21 protein-coding genes are annotated in these 22,149 nt (G+C 51.9%); 12 read left to right on the top strand and 9 right to left on the bottom strand.

Annotated features, from left to right (window positions below; translation table 11 throughout):
- Positions 1–120: 120 nt before the first annotated feature.
- From ynfE to clcB, 5 genes are all read left to right on the top strand, one after another.
- Positions 121–2,559: a selenate/tellurate reductase subunit YnfE gene (gene ynfE, locus WC1_RS13060; protein ID WP_016150220.1), complete on the top strand. Its 2,439-nt coding sequence runs from the start codon at positions 121–123 to the stop codon at positions 2,557–2,559.
- 10 nt (positions 2,560–2,569) lie between these two features.
- The gene (locus tag WC1_RS13065) at positions 2,570–3,187 is read left to right on the top strand and encodes a DMSO/selenate family reductase complex B subunit (protein WP_016150219.1); all 618 of its coding nucleotides are present in this window, start codon (positions 2,570–2,572) and stop codon (positions 3,185–3,187) included.
- A gap of 1 nt (position 3,188) precedes the next feature.
- A complete protein-coding gene (locus tag WC1_RS13070) occupies positions 3,189–4,043 on the top strand; it encodes a dimethyl sulfoxide reductase anchor subunit family protein (protein ID WP_016150218.1) in 855 nt (284 codons plus the stop codon).
- Between the two features lie 42 nt (positions 4,044–4,085).
- The gene (gene dmsD / locus WC1_RS13075; RefSeq protein WP_003028918.1) at positions 4,086–4,700 is read left to right on the top strand and encodes a Tat proofreading chaperone DmsD; all 615 of its coding nucleotides are present in this window, start codon (positions 4,086–4,088) and stop codon (positions 4,698–4,700) included.
- Between the two features lie 119 nt (positions 4,701–4,819).
- A complete protein-coding gene (clcB, locus tag WC1_RS13080) occupies positions 4,820–6,109 on the top strand; it encodes a voltage-gated ClC-type chloride channel ClcB (RefSeq protein ID WP_032941314.1) in 1,290 nt (429 codons plus the stop codon).
- Here clcB and bioD read toward each other — a convergent pair.
- The 3 genes from bioD to WC1_RS13095 all read right to left on the bottom strand — a co-directional run bounded on the left by bioD (position 6,065) and on the right by WC1_RS13095 (position 9,133).
- A complete protein-coding gene (gene bioD / locus WC1_RS13085) occupies positions 6,065–6,760 on the bottom strand; it encodes a dethiobiotin synthase (RefSeq protein ID WP_003028922.1) in 696 nt (231 codons plus the stop codon). The genes clcB and bioD overlap by 45 nt on opposite strands.
- 125 nt (positions 6,761–6,885) lie before the next feature.
- Positions 6,886–8,106, bottom strand: coding sequence for a sugar metabolism global transcriptional regulator Mlc (gene mlc, locus WC1_RS13090; protein WP_003028923.1), 1,221 nt, complete (start codon positions 8,104–8,106; stop codon positions 6,886–6,888).
- A gap of 118 nt (positions 8,107–8,224) precedes the next feature.
- The gene (locus tag WC1_RS13095) at positions 8,225–9,133 is read right to left on the bottom strand and encodes a LysR family transcriptional regulator (RefSeq protein ID WP_003836337.1); all 909 of its coding nucleotides are present in this window, start codon (positions 9,131–9,133) and stop codon (positions 8,225–8,227) included.
- A gap of 107 nt (positions 9,134–9,240) precedes the next feature.
- On the opposite strand from WC1_RS13095, the gene WC1_RS13100 reads away from it, so the two are divergent.
- Positions 9,241–10,494, top strand: a complete 1,254-nt coding sequence (locus WC1_RS13100) for an MFS transporter (RefSeq protein WP_016150216.1) — start codon at positions 9,241–9,243, stop codon at positions 10,492–10,494.
- Positions 10,495–10,524: 30 nt separating this feature from the next.
- Here the strand turns inward: WC1_RS13100 and WC1_RS13105 are convergent, their stop codons facing one another.
- The 3 genes from WC1_RS13105 to WC1_RS13115 form a co-directional block, all read right to left on the bottom strand.
- Positions 10,525–11,214 carry a CPBP family intramembrane glutamic endopeptidase gene (locus tag WC1_RS13105; RefSeq protein WP_003028926.1) on the bottom strand — a complete coding sequence of 230 codons (690 nt, stop codon included), beginning with the start codon at positions 11,212–11,214 and terminating at the stop codon, positions 10,525–10,527.
- Between the two features lie 143 nt (positions 11,215–11,357).
- The gene (locus WC1_RS13110) at positions 11,358–12,848 is read right to left on the bottom strand and encodes a sensor histidine kinase (RefSeq protein ID WP_016150215.1); all 1,491 of its coding nucleotides are present in this window, start codon (positions 12,846–12,848) and stop codon (positions 11,358–11,360) included.
- Positions 12,845–13,567, bottom strand: a complete 723-nt coding sequence (locus WC1_RS13115) for a response regulator transcription factor (protein ID WP_003028928.1) — start codon at positions 13,565–13,567, stop codon at positions 12,845–12,847. Before WC1_RS13115 ends, WC1_RS13110 begins: the two co-directional genes overlap by 4 nt.
- A gap of 189 nt (positions 13,568–13,756) precedes the next feature.
- Here WC1_RS13115 and msrP point away from each other — a divergent pair, with 189 nt between their 5' ends.
- The 5 genes from msrP (at position 13,757) to WC1_RS13140 (ending at position 18,547) form a co-directional block, all read left to right on the top strand.
- On the top strand, positions 13,757–14,761 hold the full coding sequence (msrP, locus tag WC1_RS13120) for a protein-methionine-sulfoxide reductase catalytic subunit MsrP (protein ID WP_016150214.1): 1,005 nt from the start codon (positions 13,757–13,759) through the stop codon (positions 14,759–14,761).
- Entirely contained in the window at positions 14,761–15,387 is a 627-nt protein-coding gene (msrQ, locus tag WC1_RS13125) for a protein-methionine-sulfoxide reductase heme-binding subunit MsrQ (protein ID WP_016150213.1), read from the top strand. The genes msrP and msrQ overlap by 1 nt, the downstream gene beginning before the upstream one ends.
- Before the next feature lie 47 nt (positions 15,388–15,434).
- Positions 15,435–16,922 (top strand): carboxypeptidase M32, encoded by a 1,488-nt coding sequence (locus WC1_RS13130; RefSeq protein WP_016150212.1) that lies wholly within the window; start codon positions 15,435–15,437, stop codon positions 16,920–16,922.
- A gap of 137 nt (positions 16,923–17,059) precedes the next feature.
- Positions 17,060–17,455, top strand: coding sequence for an acid resistance repetitive basic protein Asr (gene asr, locus WC1_RS13135; RefSeq protein WP_003028934.1), 396 nt, complete (start codon positions 17,060–17,062; stop codon positions 17,453–17,455).
- A 270-nt stretch (positions 17,456–17,725) separates the two neighbouring features.
- On the top strand, positions 17,726–18,547 hold the full coding sequence (locus WC1_RS13140) for a trypsin-like serine peptidase (protein WP_003836367.1): 822 nt from the start codon (positions 17,726–17,728) through the stop codon (positions 18,545–18,547).
- Positions 18,548–18,581: 34 nt separating this feature from the next.
- On the opposite strand, the gene mdtI is transcribed toward WC1_RS13140, so the two are convergent.
- Together mdtI and mdtJ are read right to left on the bottom strand one after the other, a co-directional pair.
- Positions 18,582–18,911: a multidrug/spermidine efflux SMR transporter subunit MdtI gene (gene mdtI / locus WC1_RS13145; RefSeq protein ID WP_003028939.1), complete on the bottom strand. Its 330-nt coding sequence runs from the start codon at positions 18,909–18,911 to the stop codon at positions 18,582–18,584.
- Positions 18,898–19,263 carry a multidrug/spermidine efflux SMR transporter subunit MdtJ gene (gene mdtJ / locus WC1_RS13150; RefSeq protein ID WP_161799268.1) on the bottom strand — a complete coding sequence of 122 codons (366 nt, stop codon included), beginning with the start codon at positions 19,261–19,263 and terminating at the stop codon, positions 18,898–18,900. Before mdtJ ends, mdtI begins: the two co-directional genes overlap by 14 nt.
- A gap of 416 nt (positions 19,264–19,679) precedes the next feature.
- On the opposite strand from mdtJ, the gene WC1_RS13155 reads away from it, so the two are divergent.
- Positions 19,680–20,714 (top strand): AI-2E family transporter, encoded by a 1,035-nt coding sequence (locus WC1_RS13155; protein WP_016150211.1) that lies wholly within the window; start codon positions 19,680–19,682, stop codon positions 20,712–20,714.
- Positions 20,715–20,760: 46 nt separating this feature from the next.
- On the opposite strand, the gene pntB is transcribed toward WC1_RS13155, so the two are convergent.
- Positions 20,761–22,149, bottom strand: coding sequence for a Re/Si-specific NAD(P)(+) transhydrogenase subunit beta (gene pntB, locus WC1_RS13160; RefSeq protein WP_003028943.1), 1,389 nt, complete (start codon positions 22,147–22,149; stop codon positions 20,761–20,763).

Raw genomic sequence — 22,149 nt, 5'->3', positions numbered from 1 at the left:
TCCAGTTTGATATGCATTAAGATGACATACTCATAAATGGGTAAACTCACTCCATTATTAGCATGCTATTAATTTCGCTGTAGAGATTAATATATAGCGATAACTATAATGGAGTGAGTTATGTCTGATACTGAGCAATATGGAGGCATCAGCCGCAGGACGTTAGTGAAATCCTCGGCTATCGGTTCGCTGGCGCTTGCCGCAGGCGGGCTGTCATTACCTTTTGGAATGCGCACCGCCGCCGCTGCGGTACAACAGGCGATACAACCGGCTGAAGAGAAAGTGGTTTGGGGCGCGTGTTCCGTAAACTGCGGCAGCCGTTGTGCCCTGCAACTCCACGTCAAAGATGACGAAGTCGTATGGGTGGAGTCCGATACGACCGGAGACGATCTTTATGGTCAACACCAGGTTCGTGCCTGTCTGCGTGGGCGTTCAATCCGCCGACGGATCAATCATCCGGATCGTCTGAATTATCCGATGAAGCGCGTAGGCAAACGTGGTGAGGGAAAATTCGAACGTATAACCTGGCAGGAAGCGCTGGATACCATCAGTGACAGTTTAAAAAATACCGTGGAGAAATACGGTAATGAAGCTGTTTATATTAATTACACCTCAGGCATTGTAGGCGGCAACATTACGCGTTCCTCTCCTTATGCCTCGCTGGTCGCTCGCCTGATGAACTGCTATGGCGGTTTCCTGAGCCATTACGGCACTTACAGCACCGCACAAATCGCGGCAGCAATGCCCTATACCTACGGCTCAAATGACGGTAACAGCACATCCGACATCGAAAACACGAAACTGGTAGTAATGTTTGGCAATAATCCTGCCGAAACGCGCATGAGCGGCGGCGGAATAACGTACTTCCTTGAACAGGCCCGGGAGCGATCTAATGCCCGGATGATCGTCATTGATCCGCGCTATACCGATACCGCTGCGGGTCGTGAAGATGAGTGGATCCCTATCCGTCCGGGAACCGATGCCGCACTCGTGGCGGGACTTGCCTGGGTTATGATTAACGAAAATCTTGTCGACCAGGCGTTCCTCGACACATATTGCATCGGTTATGACGAGAAAACCCTACCCGCCGACGCCCCCGCTAACGGACATTACAAGGCCTATATTCTTGGCAACGGCGATGACGGTATCGCTAAAACGCCCCAATGGGCCTCGCATGTCACCGGGATCCCCGCCGATCGCATTATCAAACTGGCTCGGGAAATCGGCAGCACAAAACCGGCATATATTTGTCAGGGCTGGGGGCCGCAACGTCAGGCTAACGGCGAACTGACTTCACGGGCGATCGCGATGTTGCCTATCCTGACCGGCAACGTTGGCATCAACGGCGGCAATAGCGGTGCACGAGAATCAACCTACACCATCACGATTGAACGCATGCCGCTGCCGGAGAATCCCATCAAGACCCAGATATCCTGCTTTAGCTGGACCGACGCCATCGCTCGTGGCCCGGAAATGACCGCAACCCGCGATGGCGTGCGCGGGAAAGATAAGCTCGATGTACCGATTAAATTTATCTGGAACTACGCGGGCAACACCATTACTAATCAGCACTCAGATATCAATAAAACGCATGAGATCCTTCAGGATGATACGAAATGCGAAATGATAGTGGTCATCGAAAACTTCATGACATCCTCGGCCAAATATGCCGATATTCTGCTGCCGGACTTAATGACCGTCGAACAGGAAGACATTATTCCTAACGACTATGCGGGCAACATGGGATACCTCATTTTTATTCAACCCGCGACGTCACCGAAGTTCGAGCGTAAACCGATCTACTGGATAATGAGCGAAGTCGCCAAACGCCTTGGCAATGATATTTATCAACGCTTTACGGAAGGCCGTACTCAGGAACAGTGGCTCCAGTATTTGTATGCAAAAATGCTGGCCAAAGACCCCGCGCTGCCTTCCTATGACGAGCTGAAAAAAATGGGGATCTATAAACGTAAAGACCCTAACGGGCATTTTGTCGCTTATAAAAAATTCCGCGACGATCCGCAGGCCAATCCGCTCAAAACACCGTCCGGAAAGATTGAAATTTATTCCAGTCGACTGGCGAAAATAGCCAACACCTGGGAGTTGCAAAAGGACGAAGTAATTAGCCCGCTTCCCGTCTACGCCTCTACGTTTGAAGGGTGGGATGATCCGAAACGCAGCGCATTTCCGCTGCAGTTGTTTGGCTTCCATTACAAATCCCGTACGCACTCCAGCTACGGCAATATCGATGTTCTGCAGGCGTCCTGCCGCCAGGAAGTGTGGATCAACCCTGTCGATGCCCAAAAGCGTGGTATTGCAAATGGCGATATGGTGCGGGTCTTTAACGACCGCGGTGAAGTACGTATTGCGGCCAAAGTGACGCCGCGGATCCTGCCTGGCGTCAGCGCAATGGGCCAGGGTGCATGGCACGATGCCGATATGACCGGCGACAAAATTGATCATGGCGCCTGCGTCAATACGCTGACAACACAGCGCCCTTCACCGCTGGCAAAAGGCAACCCACAGCACACTAATCTGGTCGAGATCGAGAAGGTTTAAGGACTAACCCATGACAACTCAGTATGGATTTTTTATTGATTCCAGTCGTTGTACCGGATGCAAAACCTGCGAACTGGCCTGCAAAGACTACAAGGATCTCACGCCCGACGTCAGTTTCCGCCGGATTTACGAATACGCCGGAGGTGACTGGCAGGAAGACAACGGCGTCTGGCGACAGAACGTTTTCGCCTACTACCTCTCCATTGCCTGTAACCACTGTGAAGATCCGGCCTGTACCAAGGTTTGCCCCAGCGGGGCTATGCATAAACGTGATGATGGTTTTGTGGTCGTTGATGAAGATGTGTGTATTGGCTGTCGTTACTGCCACATGGCCTGTCCGTACGGCGCACCGCAGTACAATGCCGCCAAAGGGCATATGACCAAGTGCGATGGCTGTCATGACCGCGTGGCAGACGGCAAAAAGCCTGTCTGCGTCGAGTCCTGTCCGCTGCGTGCGCTGGACTTCGGTCCCATTGATGAACTGCGCGAAAAACATGGTGAGCTGGCAGCCGTCGCCCCGCTGCCGGGTGCGCACTTCACCAGACCGAGTATTGTGATCAAACCAAACGCCAATTGCCGCCCGACCGGGGATACCACGGGTTTTCTGGCTAATCCAAAGGAGGTGTAAAATGGGAAATGGATGGCATGAATGGCCGCTGGTACTGTTCACGGTGCTGGGCCAGTGCGTAGCCGGGGCGCTGATCGTAAGTGGCTACGGCTGGCTAACCACTAAAGACGATGCGGTAAAGCAGCGTATTGTGCGCAGCATGTTTTTTCTGTGGCTGGTGATGGGCATCGCCTTTCTCGCCTCAGTCATACATTTAGGTTCGCCGCTGCGCGCGTTTAACTCGCTGAACCGAATTGGCGCATCGGCGCTGAGTAACGAAATTGCCAGCGGTTCGCTGTTTTTCGCTGTCGGTGGCCTGTGGTGGCTGGTGGCGTTTCTCGGTAGAATGCCCGCAACGTTAGGTAAAATCTGGCTGCTGTTGAGCATGTTGCTGGGCCTGGTATTTGTCTATGCGATGACCAACGTCTACCAGATAGACACCGTCCCAACCTGGTATAATGGCTATACTACACTGGCGTTTTTCATGACGATGCTGCTCAGTGGACCACTGTTTGCCGCCCTGCTGCTGCGGGCTGCGGGTGTTTCCTGCAGCCCTGCCAGATTCGCCGGTATCAGCGTGCTGGCCCTGCTGGTGACCGTGGCTGTTGTTGTGCTGCAGGGACTGTCGCTCGGCGAAATCCACAGTTCGGTACAAAACGCTGGCGCGCTGGTGCCCGACTACGCAAGCCTGCAGGTCTGGCGCATCCTCCTGCTGGTTGCGGGGCTGGGCTGCTGGATATGCCCGCTTGTCCGTCGCAAAGAACCGCCCGTCGGCGGACTGGCGCTGGGCTTAGTGTCCGTCCTCGCCGGTGAAATCATTGGCCGCGGCTTGTTTTACGGTTTACATATGACAGTCGGAATGGCTGTCGCAGGTTAATTTTCGGGTGCGGGGCAACCCGCACTTTTCAGGATTGTTTGCATGACCCATTTTTCACAACGTGACAACTTTTCCACCGCAGCGCGTGTGCTCGGCGCGCTGTTTTACTATGCCCCAGACAGTGCCGAAGCTTCGGCACTGGTCAGTGCGTTAAGCAACGATGGTTGGCAGGCGCAGTGGCCGCTTGAAAAGACAACGCTTTCGCCGTTAGTTGCACAGTTTCAGGCTGAGGCCGATGAGTCTCTCCCGCAGGCCTGGCAACGTCTGTTTGTTGGCCCTTATGCGCTCCCTTCTCCGCCCTGGGGATCCGTCTGGCTGGATCGTGAAAACGTGTTGTTTGGCGACTCCACGCTGGCTCTGCGTCAGTGGATGCGTGACAACGGTATCCAGTTTGCTATGCAGCAAAATGAGCCAGAAGATCACTTTGGTTCACTACTGTTACTGACGGCCTGGCTTGCTGAGAACGAACGCCACACCGAGTGCGAACAGCTGCTGGCCTGGCATCTGTTCCCATGGTCATCGCGCTTCCTTAATGTGTTTATCGAAAAAGCCGATCACCCGTTCTACCAGGCGCTGGGTGAGCTGGCGCGTCTGACGCTGGCACAGTGGCAATCACAGTTACTGATCCCGGTAGCCGATAAGCCTTTGTTTCGTTAATTTCGTCACAGGTAGGATGCATACTGCCTGTGGTGCATCCTGTTGCGCACGCTGAGCTTTTGCTTCTGTTGTCAAATAGCCGCAAAATAAAACGTCTGAAACTTCCTCTCTGGCCACACATGCATCATTTACATGCTTATCCTGACCTGCGCGCCATGTTCCGCCGTCTGCTGATCGCCGCGTTGATTGGCGTCCTTGCTGCGCTGGCCGTCGCAGGATTTCGTCATGCCATGCTGCTTCTCGAATGGTTGTTTCTGAGCAATAACACGGGGAGTCTGGTCAACGCTGCGACAAACCTTTCGCCTTTAAGGCGTATGCTGACACCTGCACTCGGCGGTCTGGCGGCTGGATTACTACTGTGGGGCTGGCAAAAATTTAACCGTTTACGCCCACAGGCTCCCACTGATTATATGGAAGCTCTACAAACCGACGGACAATTTGACGTCAGTGCAAGCCTGGTGAAATCGCTGGCCTCGTTACTGGTTGTCGCCAGCGGGAGCGCTATCGGACGCGAAGGTGCCATGATTTTACTGGCGGCGCTGGCGGCTTCCTGCTTTGCTCAACGCTTTACCCCACGTACAGAATGGAAGTTATGGATTGCCTGCGGCGCCGCAGCGGGTATGGCCGGAGCCTATCATGCCCCGCTGGCGGGCAGTTTATTTATTGCCGAAGTGTTGTTTGGCACGCTGATCCTCGCATCACTGGGACCGGTAGTGGTGTCCGCCGTAGTCGCATTACTCACCACCAATCTGCTTAGCGACAGCAATGCGCTGCTGTATACCGTTCACCTGTCTCGGGAATTGCATACTCTGGAATACGTTATGATTGTCAGCACCGGTCTGGCTGCTGGCTTCTGCGGACCGCTCTTCATGTGGCTGATGACCACCAGCCATAATGGTTTTTTGCGCTTAAAACTCTCGCCGCCGTGGCAACTGGCGCTTGGTGGGTTGATCGTTGGCCTGCTTTCATTGCTCACGCCTGCAGTCTGGGGTAATGGCTACAGCGTGGTGCAGTCATATTTACTTTCGCCACCGCTGCTGGCCGTAGTTAGCGGGATTTTTATCTGCAAATTACTGGCGGTGCTTGCCAGCAGTGGATCCGGTGCGCCAGGTGGCGTGTTTACGCCAACGCTGTTTGTCGGCTTGTCGGTGGGCATGCTGCTGGGTCAGGTATGGGGATTATGGCTTCCGGGCTCGGATGAAATTGCTATTTTGCTGGGCTTAACGGGGATGGCCACGCTACTGGCTGCTACCACGCATGCACCAATAATGTCGACCTTGATGGTTTGTGAAATGACCGGGGAGTATCGCCTGCTCCCCGGATTACTGATTGCCTGTGTCCTGGCGTCGGTGCTGTCGCGTACGTTACGCCACGACTCTATCTACCGACAGCACGCTGCCGAGCATTGACAGACGGATGTACTGCGATAGCTCACGCTGCTCTGCACGAGGCAGATAAGGCAGTTCACCGATAAGCGGGGCAGGTAATTTTTTACCCAGCACATCAATGATTTCCGCATAATGCGCCAGCCCCGGGTTGATTCGGTTCGCGACCCAGCCAATCAGCGGCAGTCCGTCGCTGGCAATCGCCTGTGCGGTGAGGATAGCATGATTAATACAGCCTTCCTGGATACCCACAACCATCAGCACCGGCAGTTGTTCCTGCACCACCCATTCCGATAACGGACGCAGATCGTTCATCAAGCTCCGCCAGCCTCCGGTGCCTTCCACGACAACGTGATCGACTTTTTCGCTGAGGCTTGCGAGACCGTTGGATAACAGGGTGTAATTGACCGGACCACTATGCGCTACGCTACTTTCGTCTTCGCTGAGCGCAATCGGGTTGACCGCTTCGTAAGGCAGTTCGATAGTGGACACGCTTTGCAGCACCAGCGCATCTTTGTTGCGCAGACCTTCGGGCGTCTCTTTGCTACCTTTGGCTACAGGTTTGTAACCCGCAACGCTTTTACCCCCTGACGCTAACGCTTGTAGTAATGCGCGGGAAACCACGGTCTTCCCAACAGAAGTGTCTGTACCTGTAATAAAGAAACGCTTCAGCATCACTAACTCCACCGTTATGCTTTGAAAATATAAGTCAGGAAAATAAAACAGTGGAGAAAGTCTAAGGTATGACGACCAGGATCAGCTTGAGATAGCGCAATTTTTCGTACAACAGTTAAAAAATGTTAACCCTGTAATAGACGAATCAACAAAGAACCGTTATACATCGCGTCCTTAACGAGCGCCGCCCCCGCCATCGTCCCCTGATTGGTAAACTGCGTACTTTCAACGACTATATGCTGACTGTAAGCCGGAAGTGCCTGCTGACGAATGCTGTCAGCGATGGTAGGGAACAAGATATCTGCCGCTTTACTGAGCGGAGACCCAATCAATATCTTTTGCGGGTTGAACAAATTCACCATGATGGCAAGAATTCTGCCGACGTGGGTCCCGACGCCGCTAATGATATCTTTCGCCAATAAATCACCCTGCATTGCTGCCAGACACAGTGCGTCTACCGTCAGCGGTTGTCCGTGTAAAGAAGAACTCATTGACTGCTTCAAGCGCACCTGCGCCAGTTCGAGCACGCTGTCGACGCTGGCGATCGTTTCCAGACAACCATGGTTACCGCAGTAGCAGCGTTTACCGTACGGATCCACCTGCGTATGGCCAATTTCCACCAGGCTACTGCTGCCTGCATGCAGTAAATGACCGTCAGTGATCACCCCGGCACCCACGTTATGATCGATCACCACCTGAATGACGTCGCGCGCACCACGCGATGCGCCGAAAAGCGCCTCAGCCATGGTCCAGGCGCTAATATCATGCTGAATATAGACCGGTACGCCAGTGTGGTTCTCAAGCGCCTGGCCCAGCGGCATCTCTTTGACATCTTCGTAAAATGGCATGCGATGCACGATACCGTTTTCAGTATCAATAATGCCGGGTAAGGTGATGGCGATGGAGGTTAAGCGTTCCAGCTTTTGTTGATGGCGGATGAAAAACTGGTCGACCTGGGTAATAACACGTTCCAGAAGCGGTGTTTCACTGACCAGCTCCATTTCAAGACAATCTTCTACCACCAGTTTGCTGCTCAGATCGCGCAGTGCCAGAAAGATCTCGCCGCGACTGATACGGATGGATAAATAGTGCCAGGCTTCCGTTTCAACAACCAGCCCAACTGCCGGACGCCCACGGCTGCCCGCTTCCTTGATTTCCAGCTCTTGCACCAGGTGCGCTTCGAGCATTTCGCGGACAATTTTAGTAATACTGGCAGGCGCCAATTGCGCCAGGCGAGAGAGATCAATACGCGATACCGGACCCAGCTGATCAATCAGGCGATAAACCGCGCCAGCATTGGTCTGCTTAATTTGATCGATATGCCCAGGCTGACTATCAGCAACCACCACTTACTCCCTTTATTTTCGCGCTCCGAAATAATCTGCGGGCTATGGTGAAGCACTTCAATGGCTCCCGTCAACTTTTTACTTAGCCTTGTGATTTACTGCACATTTTCACTCATTTTTAAACTAAATTAATCGCCTGAACGGCCGCCAGCAGCTGCTCACGAAAACGTTGCGCGGCGTGACTTTGCTCATGATGCTTTGGCCACACTAACCACATTTCCGAGACAGCATCTTCTTCCGCTATCGGGATCCAACACATTTCATATAGCTGCACCCGTTTAAAAGAAGCAGGAAGTATAGAAACCCCTAATCCTGCAGCCACCAGCCCGATGATAGTCATCGCTTCGCCAACCTCCTGCGCAATCGTCGGTTTTAGTCCATAGCGACGCATCAGGCCAAGAATATCGTCATACAACCCTGTCCCCACATGGGGATCAAAAAAGACAAATGGTTCATTCGCCAGCTCGGCCAACGTGACCACGGGTTTTTGCGCCAACGGATGCGCGCGTGGGATCATCGCCATCAGTGGTTCATGCAGAATGATTTCACGCTCCAGCGTTTCCGGAAGCTGCGTATTGCGCAGAAGTCCCAAATCCAGCGTCCCTTCATTAAGCGGGGCAATTTGCTCACGTGTGTTCATTTCGCGGGTTTGCATATGCACTGCCGGGTAGCTTTGGCGAAACAGAGATAACGTATCTGAAACGGCTTTGATAAACGGCGCCGACGACGTAAAGCCGATACGCAATTCCCCTGCTTCTCCCAAATGCAAACGCTCAGCCCTGGCGGCGGCTTCATTAACCAGCCCGAGGATCTGCCGACTGTCTGCAAGAAACTGCTTTCCGGCAGAGGTCAGCGCCACGCTACGGTTAGTTCGGGCAAGTAACCGGGCGCCAACCTGCTGTTCAAGGATCTGGATCTGCTGGCTTAGCGGCGGTTGCGAAATGTTTAATCGCGCTGCCGCCCGACCAAAATGCAACTCTTCGGCAACGGCCACAAAGTAACGTAAATGACGCAGTTCGATATTCATATTTTTAAAATATTATTTGAGATTATTAATATATTAGACAGAATATTGTGATTTTCATACTCTTAAGGCTGGTCCTGTAGATGTAATTGGATGAGCAAGGATTTCAAGTGAGCCGTACAACAACTGTCGATACCGCGCCAACAAGCGATGTTGATGAACAGATAGTTACCCCGCCGGATGGTTTTATCAAACGCGGAACATCCCCATTTATGCGTGTCACGCTGGCGCTGTTTTCCGCCGGACTGGCGACTTTTGCCCTCCTCTATTGCGTACAACCCATACTGCCTGTGCTTTCGCACGAGTTTGGTGTCTCTCCTGCCAGCAGTAGTATTTCGCTCTCCATTTCAACGGCGATGCTGGCGATAGGGTTACTGTTTACCGGCCCACTTTCAGATGCTATTGGCCGCAAGCCGGTGATGGTTACCGCGCTGCTGCTCGCCTCTTGTTGTACGCTCCTTTCAACAATGATGACCAGCTGGCACGGTATTTTAATCATGCGGGCGCTGATAGGACTTTCACTGAGCGGCGTCGCGGCGGTAGGGATGACCTATCTGAGTGAAGAGATTCATCCCAGTTTCGTCGCCTTCTCAATGGGCTTGTATATCAGCGGTAACTCGATTGGCGGTATGAGTGGTCGCTTGATCAGCGGCGTGTTTACCGACTTTTTTAACTGGCGTATCGCGCTGGCGGCGATCGGCTGTTTTGCCCTTGCCTCTGCGCTGATGTTCTGGAAAATCCTGCCGGAATCTCGTCATTTCAGACCAACGTCGCTGCGCCCGAAAACGTTGTTTATCAACTTCCGCTTGCACTGGCGCGACAGAGGCTTGCCGCTGCTGTTTGCGGAAGGTTTTTTACTGATGGGATCGTTTGTCACGCTGTTTAACTACATCGGCTATCGCCTGATGCTCTCTCCGTGGGAGCTCAGCCAGGCGGTTGTCGGTCTGTTATCTGTGGCGTATCTGACCGGGACCTGGAGTTCGCCAAAAGCAGGTTCTATGACCACTCGTTATAGCCGTGGCCCGGTAATGCTCTTTTCAACTGGCGTGATGCTGGTTGGACTGTTGATGACCCTGTTCACATCGCTATGGCTGATCTTCGCCGGGATGCTGCTCTTTTCAGCCGGTTTTTTTGCCGCGCACTCCGTAGCAAGCAGCTGGATTGGACCACGGGCAAAACGCGCTAAAGGCCAGGCTTCTTCCCTGTATCTGTTCAGCTATTATCTGGGATCCAGTATTGCCGGTACGCTCGGCGGCGTATTCTGGCACAGCTACGGCTGGAACGGCGTGGGCGGATTTATCGCCCTGATGCTGGTGCTGGCGTTGCTGGTCGGCGCACGTTTGCACCATCGTCTGCACGTATAATCCCCGATGCCCGGATTCCGGGCATCGCCTTTATGAATCAGGCAGTAACGTCTGGGCTCCCATTTGCAGAGCAATAACCGTCCCGTTCATCACTATATGCAGCATGATCGGCATCAACAGGCCGTTGCTTTTCAGTCTGGCGATGATCAAAACCTGCGACACAAGAAACAACATCAGCAACGTACGTAGATCCACATACTGCGTATGCATGATGGCAAAAATGACCGATACCACCACTGACGACAGCCAGGTTTTATTATTGAACCAGTACTGGAACGCGTTGAATAAACAGCCTCTGAAAACAATTTCTTCATAAACTGGCGCAATAAATATCAGAGTCAACGTAGATAACCACAATGCGTAACTACTTAAGGATATTTGGCTGGTCACCCACGCTTCGGTTTGTCTGAGACCCAAAATCAATGGCAGGATAAGCTGAATAAACAGCAGCGCCGCGAACAAAATGGTAAACCACCTGGCGTTGAAAATGCCTTTGCCCAGCCCCTCTCTTTTTCTGAAGAAGAAGTAATACAGCGGAACCAGCACAACAAATTCCAATGCAAACAACAGCGGGAAAAGTAGCCCTTTGGCAAGCAGGTCCTGACTCGCGGGGAAAAACAACGGGGTAAACGTGAGGCCAAACATCAGTAAAAACATTGAAAAGCAGCCAGCTACTGCTTTGGTCCTGGCGATATACAGGTTGTCGGCATCCTGTGACATACAATCTCCTTGCGCTCATCGAAGATAAGTTGATGAATTACTGATACATGATAAAAATTCTCATTATCACTGACAACCTACCAACTTTTACGCAATGCCCATTGGGGCAATGCCAAAACCCTCTTTACTCCGGAACTTCACCGTCAACTACTCAGGGGAGAATCCGCCAGCGGCAACGAAAAACGGAAGCAGGCCCCTGCCGTTGAGCTAACCAGGCTGATATCCCCTCCATGCAGCTCGAGCATTCTACGCACGATCAGTAAGCCCAAGCCGCCGCGCTCAGCCCTCTGCTCACGGAGAACTAACGCGGTCGGGCGCTGAAACAATACTTCTCGCACAGCTTCTTCTACCCCAGGCCCGCTGTCCTGCACTTCGGCTAATAAACGGTCTGCATCACGCCAGACTTTTAGCCGCACTTCACCTCCGTCAGGCGTATGACGGATAGCGTTATCCAGCAGATTCGTCACAACTCTTTCTATCATCGATAAATCGGCATTCACCAGCGGTAACGGCCCCATTACGTCAAGGTGCAACTGCAAATGACGCGTGGCAACAGGGAGATCAAATTTCTGTGCCACATCCTGGATCAATTCACCAATAGCAAAACGTTCACGCTGCGGTTTTATACCGCCATGCTCCAGTCTTGCCAGCTCAAACAGCTGTTGTGACAGATGACGAACTTTATGTCCCTGGCGCAGCGCGATACTAAGATAATGCCGGTTTTCCTCCGGCGTCATCGTATCGGCTTTCAGCGACAGCATTTCCAGATACCCCAGCAATGAAGTCAGCGGCGTGCGTAAATCGTGCGAAATATTGGCTATAAACTCTCTGCGCTGACGATCGCTGTCCGCTAATAGATCCCACTGCTGCGCAATTTTCTGCGCTAACTCGATAAACGCATTGTTCAGCAACGCAATTTCATTTGCCGGGGCCGGTTCGGGATTTTTTTGCGCCAGCTGTTTGATGACGCTAATGCTGTCCTGTTCCAGTTTGACCACCTGCCCAGTCAACCTTTTCACTGGATTCGTCACCCATCGCCACACCAGAAAACCTGCCATTCCGCCGGCTAATAAAACCAGTATTAACGTCCAGGCCACGGTATTCCAGAGCGTTTTTTGCCAGGCGGTATTCGCCAACATATTCAGATCTTCGCCCTGCAGAATAATGTACAAATAGCCATGCAGCTCACCGTTATATAAAACCGGCGCGGCGCTGAATACCTTTTGCTGGCTGCTGCGCGGATCGTTGCCATATACGGGCAACGCATTTGAGTTAAGGAAATCCTGAATCGGCTGCACGCTAATTTTCTGCCGCTGGATATGCCCCGGCGGTGCGGCATCAGCGAGTATTTCACCTGATGGTGAAACCAGATACAGCTCCACGCTGGGGTTGAGCGTCATCAGGTGATTAAACAATCCTTTTAAGGTCTGCCGATTAACCTGCCCGCTGGCATCAATAAGCGACTCACTTTTGACAATCTTGCTCGCCAGCTCCAGCGAGAGCCTTTGCACCATCGCGTCGCCATATTGTTTGCTACTGCGAACCTGGACAGCACTGACGGCAACCGCACAAATCAGCATAATGGCGGTAAAGACCAGAGTCAGACGCTGGCTCAGCGACAGGCGATAAATCATGGCTGATGCTCCGCATTAACCGCAGCAAGCTTATAGCCTCGTCCCCAAACCGTGAGAATAATTTCCGGCTCCGCAGCATCCTTTTCAATTTTGGTCCGCAGACGATTAATATGACTGTTCACCGTATGCTCATACCCTTCATGCTGGTAGCCCCACACCTGATCTAACAGCGCCTGGCGCGAAAAGACCTCGCCTGGATGACGGGCGAAAAAATAGAGCAGATCGAATTCTCGCGGTGTCAAATCGAGGGATTTACCATGCAGCCGAACTTCCCGGGCTAAAGGGTCAATCTCTACGCCATGAACGGTGATAATCCCCGCCTCCATACGCAGGTTCTGACTCATCGCTTCCTGACGGCGAAACAACGCCTTCACCCGAGCCATCAACTCCAGCACCGAGAAAGGCTTGGCCAGATAATCATCGGCCCCCATTTCCAACCCCAATACACGGTGCGTTTCGCTGGTCCGGGCGCTGATAATAATAACGGGCAAATAAAAACTCATTTGGCGAATGCGACGACAAATCTCCAGCCCGTCGACACCCGGCAGCATCAAATCGAGGATAACGGCATCCCAAACGTGTTTCTCCAGTTGTTCAAGCGCTCGCGTGCCGTCCGCTTCATGAACTATCTCGTAACCCTCATCCTTCAGGCTAAGCTGCAAAAGTGAGGCAATATCGCTGTCATCTTCCACCAAAAATATCTTTTTCGCGCCTGCCATCAGTGTCATCCCCCTCTCGTCGTGCTGAAAGCTTACCTCAGGCAAGGGGCGGAAGTTATCACAAAATTTTTAACTTTTCGTGAGGATCCAGGGATACGCATACGCGCAGTATGTCGTTATAGACACACCAGGCATCAACAGGGAAACGTCGCTTTGTTTTCCTTAACATGAAAATAAAAAGGAAAAGTTATGCAGAAAAAACGTCCACTTCGGGAAGCTGATGTTACAGCCGAATCAGTTTTTTTTATGCAACGACGACAAATCCTCAAAGCACTTGGGATAGGCGCGGCGGCGGCCACGCTGTCTTCCCCTACACGGGCTAATTTGTTGGATTGGTTTAAAGGCAACGATCGACCACCAGCACCCGCAGGCAAAGCGCTCGAATTTACAAAGCCCGAGCGCTGGCAAAACAGCCTGTCTCTGACGCCAGAAGACAAGGTGACGGGCTACAACAATTTCTATGAATTTGGTCTGGATAAAGCAGATCCTGCCGCCAATGCCGGTAGTCTGAAAACCGATCCCTGGACATTGACGATCAACGGAGAGGTCAACAAACCTTTAACCTTGGATCATGATGCGCTGACCACTCGCTTTCCGTTAGAAGAGCGTATTTACCGGATGCGTTGCGTTGAAGCATGGTCGATGGTTGTGCCGTGGGTTGGATTTCCTTTGCATAAATTATTGGCGCTGGTTGAGCCAACCAGTCACGCCAAATACGTCGCCTTTGAAACTCGCTACGCCCCTGATGAAATGCCCGGCCAGAAAGATCGCTTCATTGGCGGTGGGTTAAAATATCCCTATGTTGAAGGTCTGCGTTTGGATGAAGCCATGCATCCGCTAACACTGCTGACCGTAGGCGTATATGGCAAAGCATTGCCGCCGCAAAATGGGGCGCCGATACGCTTGACCGTACCCTGGAAGTACGGCTTCAAGGGCATTAAATCGATAGTCAGTATTACGCTGACGCGTGAGCAGCCGCCGACGACCTGGAATATGTCAGCACCGAATGAATACGGTTTTTACGCCAACGTAAATCCGCAGGTCGATCACCCTCGTTGGTCTCAGGCTACTGAACGGTTTATCGGTTCGGGTGGCATTCTTGATGTGCAGCGACAGCCCACGTTACCTTTTAATGGTTATGCCGATGAGGTGGCATCGTTATATCGGGGTATGGATCTTCGGGAGTATTTTTAGTGAGATTGACCGCAAAACAGATAACCGGCCTGAAAGTGCTGCTGCATCTCGCCGGTTTTTTACCCCTGCTATGGCTCTTTTGGGCCGCGCAGCATGGCGGGTTGGGTGCCGACCCGGGAAAAGATATCCAGCACTTTACGGGCATTACCGCGCTAAAGTTTTTGCTTGCTACTTTGCTGGTATCCCCGCTTGCACGCTACGCAAAGCAGCCTTTGTTGTTTCGTACCCGGCGGTTGTTAGGTTTATGGTGCTTTGCATGGGCCACACTGCATATGGCCAGCTATGCTCTACTGGAACTGGGTATACAAAATCTGGGATTGTTGGGTCGTGAACTGGTTTCACGCCCATGGCTAACCCTGGGCATGACCGGTTGGATTATCTTATTCCTGTTGACGTTGACCTCCACGCAAGCCGCGCAGCGTAAAATGGGCAAACGCTGGCAAACATTGCACAACTACGTCTACCTGGCCGCCATATTGCTACCGCTGCATTACCTGTGGTCGGTAAAAGTGTTATCACCGCTCCCTATTATCTACGGCATCTGTTTTGTGGTTCTGTTGGCTTTTCGCTATAAAAAACTTTTACGAAAAACCAGGTATAAAGGTGTGTTTATGAAAAGTGAGTGAATCACGGTAAACTTCTTAACCACACCTAAACAGAACGAGAACAAAAAATGAGTAACAATGATAATTACCATCAGCTCACCCGCACGTTCCAGCGGCTCTCTCGCTTCTCCCACCTTTCGGCAATCGCCAGTTGGGACATGTTTACCATGATGCCGTCGGGAGGAAGCAAAGCCCGCGGCGAAGCGCTGGCCGAGCTGAGCGTGCTTGAACACCAACTGTTAACCGATCCGAAAGTGGCAATGTGGATCTCCGCAGCACAACAGGAAGACCTCAACGATGTAGAACAGGCGAACCTGCGCGAAATGTCGCGACTGCATCACCAGGCATCCTTGTTGCCGGAATCGTTGGTAGAAGCAAAATCACTTGCGGGAAGCCGCTGCGAGCATGCCTGGCGTAGCCAGCGACCGGCAAATGACTGGGAAGGATTTTCCGAAAACCTGAAAGAGGTTGTGAAGTATAGCCGCGAAGAAGCCCGACTGCGCGCAGAAGCTAAAGGCTGTTCGCCGTATGACGCGTTACTGGACATTTTTGAACCGGGAATGACCAGCGCGCAGTTGGACAACCTTTTCGCGGACGTTAAAACCTGGCTTCCCGATCTGCTAAACAAGGTAGTGGCAAAGCAGTCTCAACAGTCGCTCATCGCCCCGGTAGGCCCCTTCCCAACAGCTGTACAGCGAGAGTTGGGTCTTGAAACAATGGCACAGCTAGGTTTCGACTTTACCGCTGGTCGGCTGGATATCAGTGCACATCCCTTCTGTGGCGGCGTACCAGAAGATGTTCGCATTACCACCCGCTATGATGAAAACGAATTACTCAGTGCGCTGTTTGGCGTGATCCATGAAACCGGTCACGCCCGCTATGAGCAAAATCTTCCGCGTAACTGGTCAGGGCAACCTATCGCTCTGGCACGCTCAACCGCCATTCATGAGTCCCAGAGTCTGTTCTTTGAGATGCAACTGGGACGCAGTAAAGCCTTTCTGACACGGTTAATTCCTGCTGTAACGCGCTACTTTGGCGATCAGGCTGCATTTGAAGAAAGCAATTTCATCGCCTGGAACCAGCAGGTCAAACCCGGGTTTATCCGTGTTGATGCCGACGAGGTGAGTTATCCCGCTCACGTGATCCTGCGTTATGAAATCGAACGTGCGCTCATTAATGGCGATATTGAAGTGGATGATATCCCGGCATTGTGGAATGAGAAAATGCAGGCCTGGCTGGGGCTGTCAACGATCGGAAACTATCGTAACGGTTGTATGCAGGATATTCACTGGACCGACGGCGGCTTTGGCTACTTCCCTTCCTATACCTTGGGCGCTATGTATGCGGCGCAGTTGTTCAGTGCCGCTAACCACGCATTACCTGATTTGAATCAGTCTATTGCGCAAGGTGAGTTTGGTCCCCTGTTTGACTGGTTACGTCAGAACATCTGGCAGCATGGCAGCCGTTTCACCACTGAACAGCTTATTACCCAGGCCACCGGAGAGCCGCTTAGCAGCCGTTATTTCCGCACCCACCTGGAAGCCCGCTATTTGTAATCTCATACCGTGAGTCATTGTACATATCGTTACACACCGATACCAATGACTCACGGAAGCCCTGTGATTACAGCGATATAGTTATTTCAACGGCCCCGCAGTGGGGTTGAATGAAAAACCAAATCGAGGGTATGAGAATGAAAAAAGTATTAGCTCTGGTTGTTGCCGCTGCTATGGGTCTGTCTTCTGCTGCATTTGCTGCTGAAACAACTGCTACAACCGCTCCGGCTGCTGCAGCAACCACTAAAGCTGCGCCGGCAAAAACCACGCATCATAAAAAACAGCACAAAGCAGCACCGCAGAAAGCACAGGCTGCCAAGAAACACGCTAAAAAATCCACCACAAAACCGGCTGTAGAACAGAAAGCACCAGAGCAGAAAGCTCAGGCTGCTAAAAAACACACCAAAAAAGCTGCAACCAAACCAGCTGCAGAACAAAAAGCACCAGAGCAGAAAGCTCAGGCTGCTAAAAAACACACCAAAAAAGCAGTAAAACACGACACTGCTAAACCAGCAGCTCAACCTGCAGCATAACGCATTTGTAGTCACTATGGCGTCCCCCACGCCATAGCATACGGCGCTAGATCGACCTGATGTAGCGCCGCCTTTCGGAGGGTAAAATGGTGTCACATTACCGCTTTGAGTTAATTCTTATTACGCTGATAATTTGCGCCATCATCGCCATGCGTTTTTATCTTGCCTGAATGTAGTTATCTGATTTTACTCCCACTTTCACGTCGTCCCGTCTATAGTATTAACTGAGGGTTTGCTGTTAATAATCATAATTCCCCACCAGAGCGTGATATGCATAAAACCATTGCTGTATTACTGGGTTCACTTTGTTTACTTCCTGTCGTTGCGCATGCGGACAAGCCTGCAACGGACAGCGCTGAAGCAGAAAATATAAAAACGCTGTTTTTTGGTCATGACGATCGCATAAAGGTGACTGACCCTACACAATCGCCGTGGGACGCTATCGGGCAACTGGAAACCGCCAGCGGTAACCTGTGTACCGCCACGCTCATTTCGCCACATCTGGCCCTGACGGCCGGACACTGTTTACTCACCCCCCCGAAAGGTAAGCCGGACAAAGCCGTCGCATTGCGCTTCGTGTCTAAAAAGGGTCTCTGGCGCTATGAAATCCACGACATTGAAGGCCGGGTTGCGCCCTCACTTGCCAAACGTTTAAAAGCCGATGGTGATGGCTGGATAGTGCCGCCTGCCGCAGCCCCGTGGGATTTTGGTCTGGTGGTGCTGCGTAATCCGCCGTCTGGCATCACACCGCTGCCACTGTTTGATGGCGACAAGGACGCGTTAACCGCGGCGCTAAAAACTGCAGATCGTAAAGTCACGCAGTCGGGCTATCCTGAAGATCATCTGGACGACCTGTACACACATCAGGATTGTGTGGTGACCGGCTGGGCGCAGAATACCGTCTTGTCACACCAGTGCGACACGCTCCCGGGCGACAGCGGTTCGCCATTGATGTTGCAGACAGAGTCTGGCTGGCAGTTGATTGGTGTGCAAAGCTCCGCTCCAGCAGCCAAAGATCGCTGGCGGGCAGATAATCGCGCCATATCCGTGACCGGTTTTCGCGAGAAGCTGGAAGCGTTAGCGCAGGAATAACACATGCTGCCCGCATTAACGGGCAGCATGGATATCAGGCAAGTTTTATCATTATCATTCCGGCCAGCAGCAGTATCACGCCGATCCAGCCCTTGTTATTCAGGCGCTGACCAAACAGCACCCAACCTGCCGCTAACGTCGCGGCAATACCGAATCCGCCCCACAGGGCATAAGCCACCGAAAGATCGATACCTTTTACCGCTTGCGACAGCGCGCTAAAGGCCGCTAATACGGCAGCTAACGACAGCACGCCATAAATCTTGCGGCGAAAACCATCAGAAAATTTCAAAAAGACGTTAGCGACGATTTCCAGCACGATAGCCATACCCAGCCAGGCACCGTGAACCCATTCAAACTGTTGCATGGGTCACCTCTTTGCCTGGTTTAACAGGCTTTCGGGTGCCGGATTTAATCAGCACAATGCCGACCACCAGTGAAGCCAGTCCTGCCACCTTCAATGTGGACAAGGTTTCGTCAAATAACAGCACGCTAAACAGCGTAATAAATAAAATACCGATCCCTTCCCACAGGGCATAGGCCACACCAAGGGCAATTTTTTTAACGGCAAAACTGAGAAAAATATACGATAAGGCGATCATTACCAGCATTAAAATAAAGCCCGAATTACCATGGCCGACGCTTGCCCATTTCATTGAAAGCGTACCAGTAATTTCAGCCGCGATGGCCAGACCTAATAATATCCAGTAAAACATGATGCTTCTCCTGCTTGAGAATATAGTCCTTTGGGCCTACTGCATGCAGTAAACCAAAAAATAAAATTAGTTAGCTCAGCGCACAGCGCCAGCTCAGGCAGAAGAAGGGACTAAAGCGCGTTGCGCCAGTGTTGCTCACCCGCAAGCAAGAAAGTGGAAGAGGTACGAAGAAGTGAAGGTAAACGCAAAAACATCCTGAACATATTGTCCATAATATTACAATTATCCGCAGTGTTGCTTCTCATCATCGCGGATGATAATTGTCCTCGGTAGTTAAACACAGATGATTTGTATCATAGCTTCAATACGAACTCAAAGTCTTTTCACTTCTTTACCTGCCCCGTTTGATTTTTGTTATAACGGCTCGACGCAAATCACACTATTATTCAGATTCAAAAATCAAAAACGCAGGAATACACATGGCGAAACCGATCATCACGCTTAACGGTCTAAAAATAGTCATTATGCTGGGCATGCTGGTTATCATTCTGAGCGGCATTCGCTTTGCCGCAGATATCATCGTCCCCTTTATTCTGGCGTTATTTATAGCCGTTGTGCTGAACCCCGTGGTGCAGCGGATGGTCAAGATTCGCATACCGCGCGTATTTGCGGTGTCATTGCTCATCGTTATTATTGTAATGCTAATGGTACTGCTGTTAGCGTATTTAGGTACATCCTTAAATGAGCTTGCGCGTACGCTACCGCAATATCGCTCTTCACTGGTTATTCCACTAAAAAATCTTGAACCATGGTTACAACGCGCAGGGATCGGCGTTTCCGTGGATGAGCTCGTCAAATATATCGATCCAAACGCGGCAATGACGCTGGTGACCAATTTGCTGGCGCAGCTTTCGAATGCTATGTCATCGATCTTTTTACTGCTACTGACGGTAGTTTTTATGCTGCTGGAAGTACCGCAACTGCCCAACAAACTAAAACAAATGATGAGTCGCCCCATTGAAGGTATGGCGGCGATTCAACGCGCCATCGACAGCGTATCTCACTATCTGGTGCTTAAAACGGCAATCAGCATTGTGACCGGGTTGGTCGCCTGGGGCATGCTTGCTGCATTGGATGTGCGCTTTGCCTTTGTCTGGGGATTACTGGCCTTCGCCCTGAACTACATCCCTAATATCGGTTCGGTATTGGCGGCCATTCCCCCTATTGCTCAGGTGCTGGTATTTAGCGGCCTTTACGATGCGCTGGTGGTTCTGGCAGGCTATCTGGTCATCAACCTGGTATTCGGGAATATCCTCGAGCCGCGGATCATGGGGCGTGGACTTGGACTGTCTACGCTGGTGGTTTTTTTGTCGTTAATCTTCTGGGGCTGGCTGCTCGGCCCTGTTGGGATGCTGCTTTCTGTTCCGCTAACCATCATTGTGAAAATCGCGCTAGAGCAAACCAATGGCGGTCAAAGCATTGCAGTGTTACTGAGCGATCTCAACAAAGAGTAAAATGCAAAACGGCCTCCGCAGAGGCCGTCTTAGTTTTCACTGACGATTACAACGCTTTCAGAATCGCATCCACGCTGGCTTTGGCATCGCCAAACAGCATATGGGTGTTTTCTTTAAAGAACAGCGGGTTCTGCACACCAGCATAGCCCGTGTTCATCGAACGTTTGAACACGATGACGTTCTGCGCTTTCCATACTTCAAGCACCGGCATACCGGCGATCGGGCTGTTCGGGTCATCCTGCGCCGCCGGGTTTACCGTATCGTTGGCACCAATCACCAGCACGGTATCGGTATCGGCGAAATCATCGTTGATCTCGTCCATTTCCAGCACGATGTCATAAGGGACTTTGGCTTCCGCCAGCAGTACGTTCATATGACCGGGCAAACGCCCTGCTACCGGGTGAATACCGAAGCGCACTTTGATGCCGCGTGCGCGCAGTTTCTCGGTGATTTCCGCGACCGGATACTGTGCCTGAGCCACTGCCATGCCGTAGCCCGGGGTGATGATCACGGAGTGCGAGTTCTTCAGCATTTCTGCTGTGTCTTCCGCAGTAATCTCACGGTGCTCACCGACTTCTTCTTCTGATCCGGTAGAAGAACCGTCAGAACCAAAACCACCTGCAATAACGCTGAAAAATGAACGGTTCATCGCCTTACACATAATGTAAGACAGGATCGCACCAGAAGAACCGACCAGCGCACCGGTAACGATCAGCAGATCGTTGCTCAGCATAAAGCCCGCCGCCGCAGCAGCCCATCCTGAATAGGAGTTGAGCATTGAAACGACCACCGGCATATCCGCACCACCAATGGAGGCCACCAGATGCCAGCCAAAAGCCAGTGCAATTATGGTCATCACCAGCAGCGCCAGAACCTGCAGGCCCACGCTTTCGGTACGGACAAATACCACCAGCAGCAGGAAAGAAACAACCAGCGCCGCCAGATTCATTTTGTGACGATTCGGCAGCATCAGCGGTTTAGAGGAGATCTTGCCGCGCAGTTTGCCAAAGGCCACCACAGAACCGGTAAAGGTTACCGCACCGATGAAGATACCCAGGAACACTTCCGTCAGGTGAATGTTCACCAGAATCGGCTCCAGGCCCGTGTCGTGATACAGGTAGCTGTTGAAGCCCACCAGTACCGCTGCCAGACCAACGAAGCTGTGCAGAATTGCCACCAGCTCCGGCATCTCGGTCATCTCAACTTTTTTCGCCAGACGAATACCAATCGCGCCGCCGATGATCATCGCCACCAGGATCCACGCAACGTTGCCGGTATCTGGGCCAAAAATCGTGGCAATCAGCGCAATCGCCATCCCGGCGATACCGTAGTTGTTACCCTGCTGAGAGGTTTCGTGTTTCGAAAGCCCCGCCAGACTAAAAATAAACAGGATAGCGGCAACAATGTATGCAGCTGTAACTAATCCTCCAGACAT

The sequence above is a fragment of the Citrobacter sp. KTE30 genome (genome assembly GCF_000398825.1).
Taxonomy (GTDB): Bacteria; Pseudomonadota; Gammaproteobacteria; order Enterobacterales; family Enterobacteriaceae; genus Citrobacter; species Citrobacter freundii.
The sequence above is the reverse complement of the archived record's forward strand: the minus strand, read 5'-3'. Positions and strand labels throughout refer to the sequence as shown.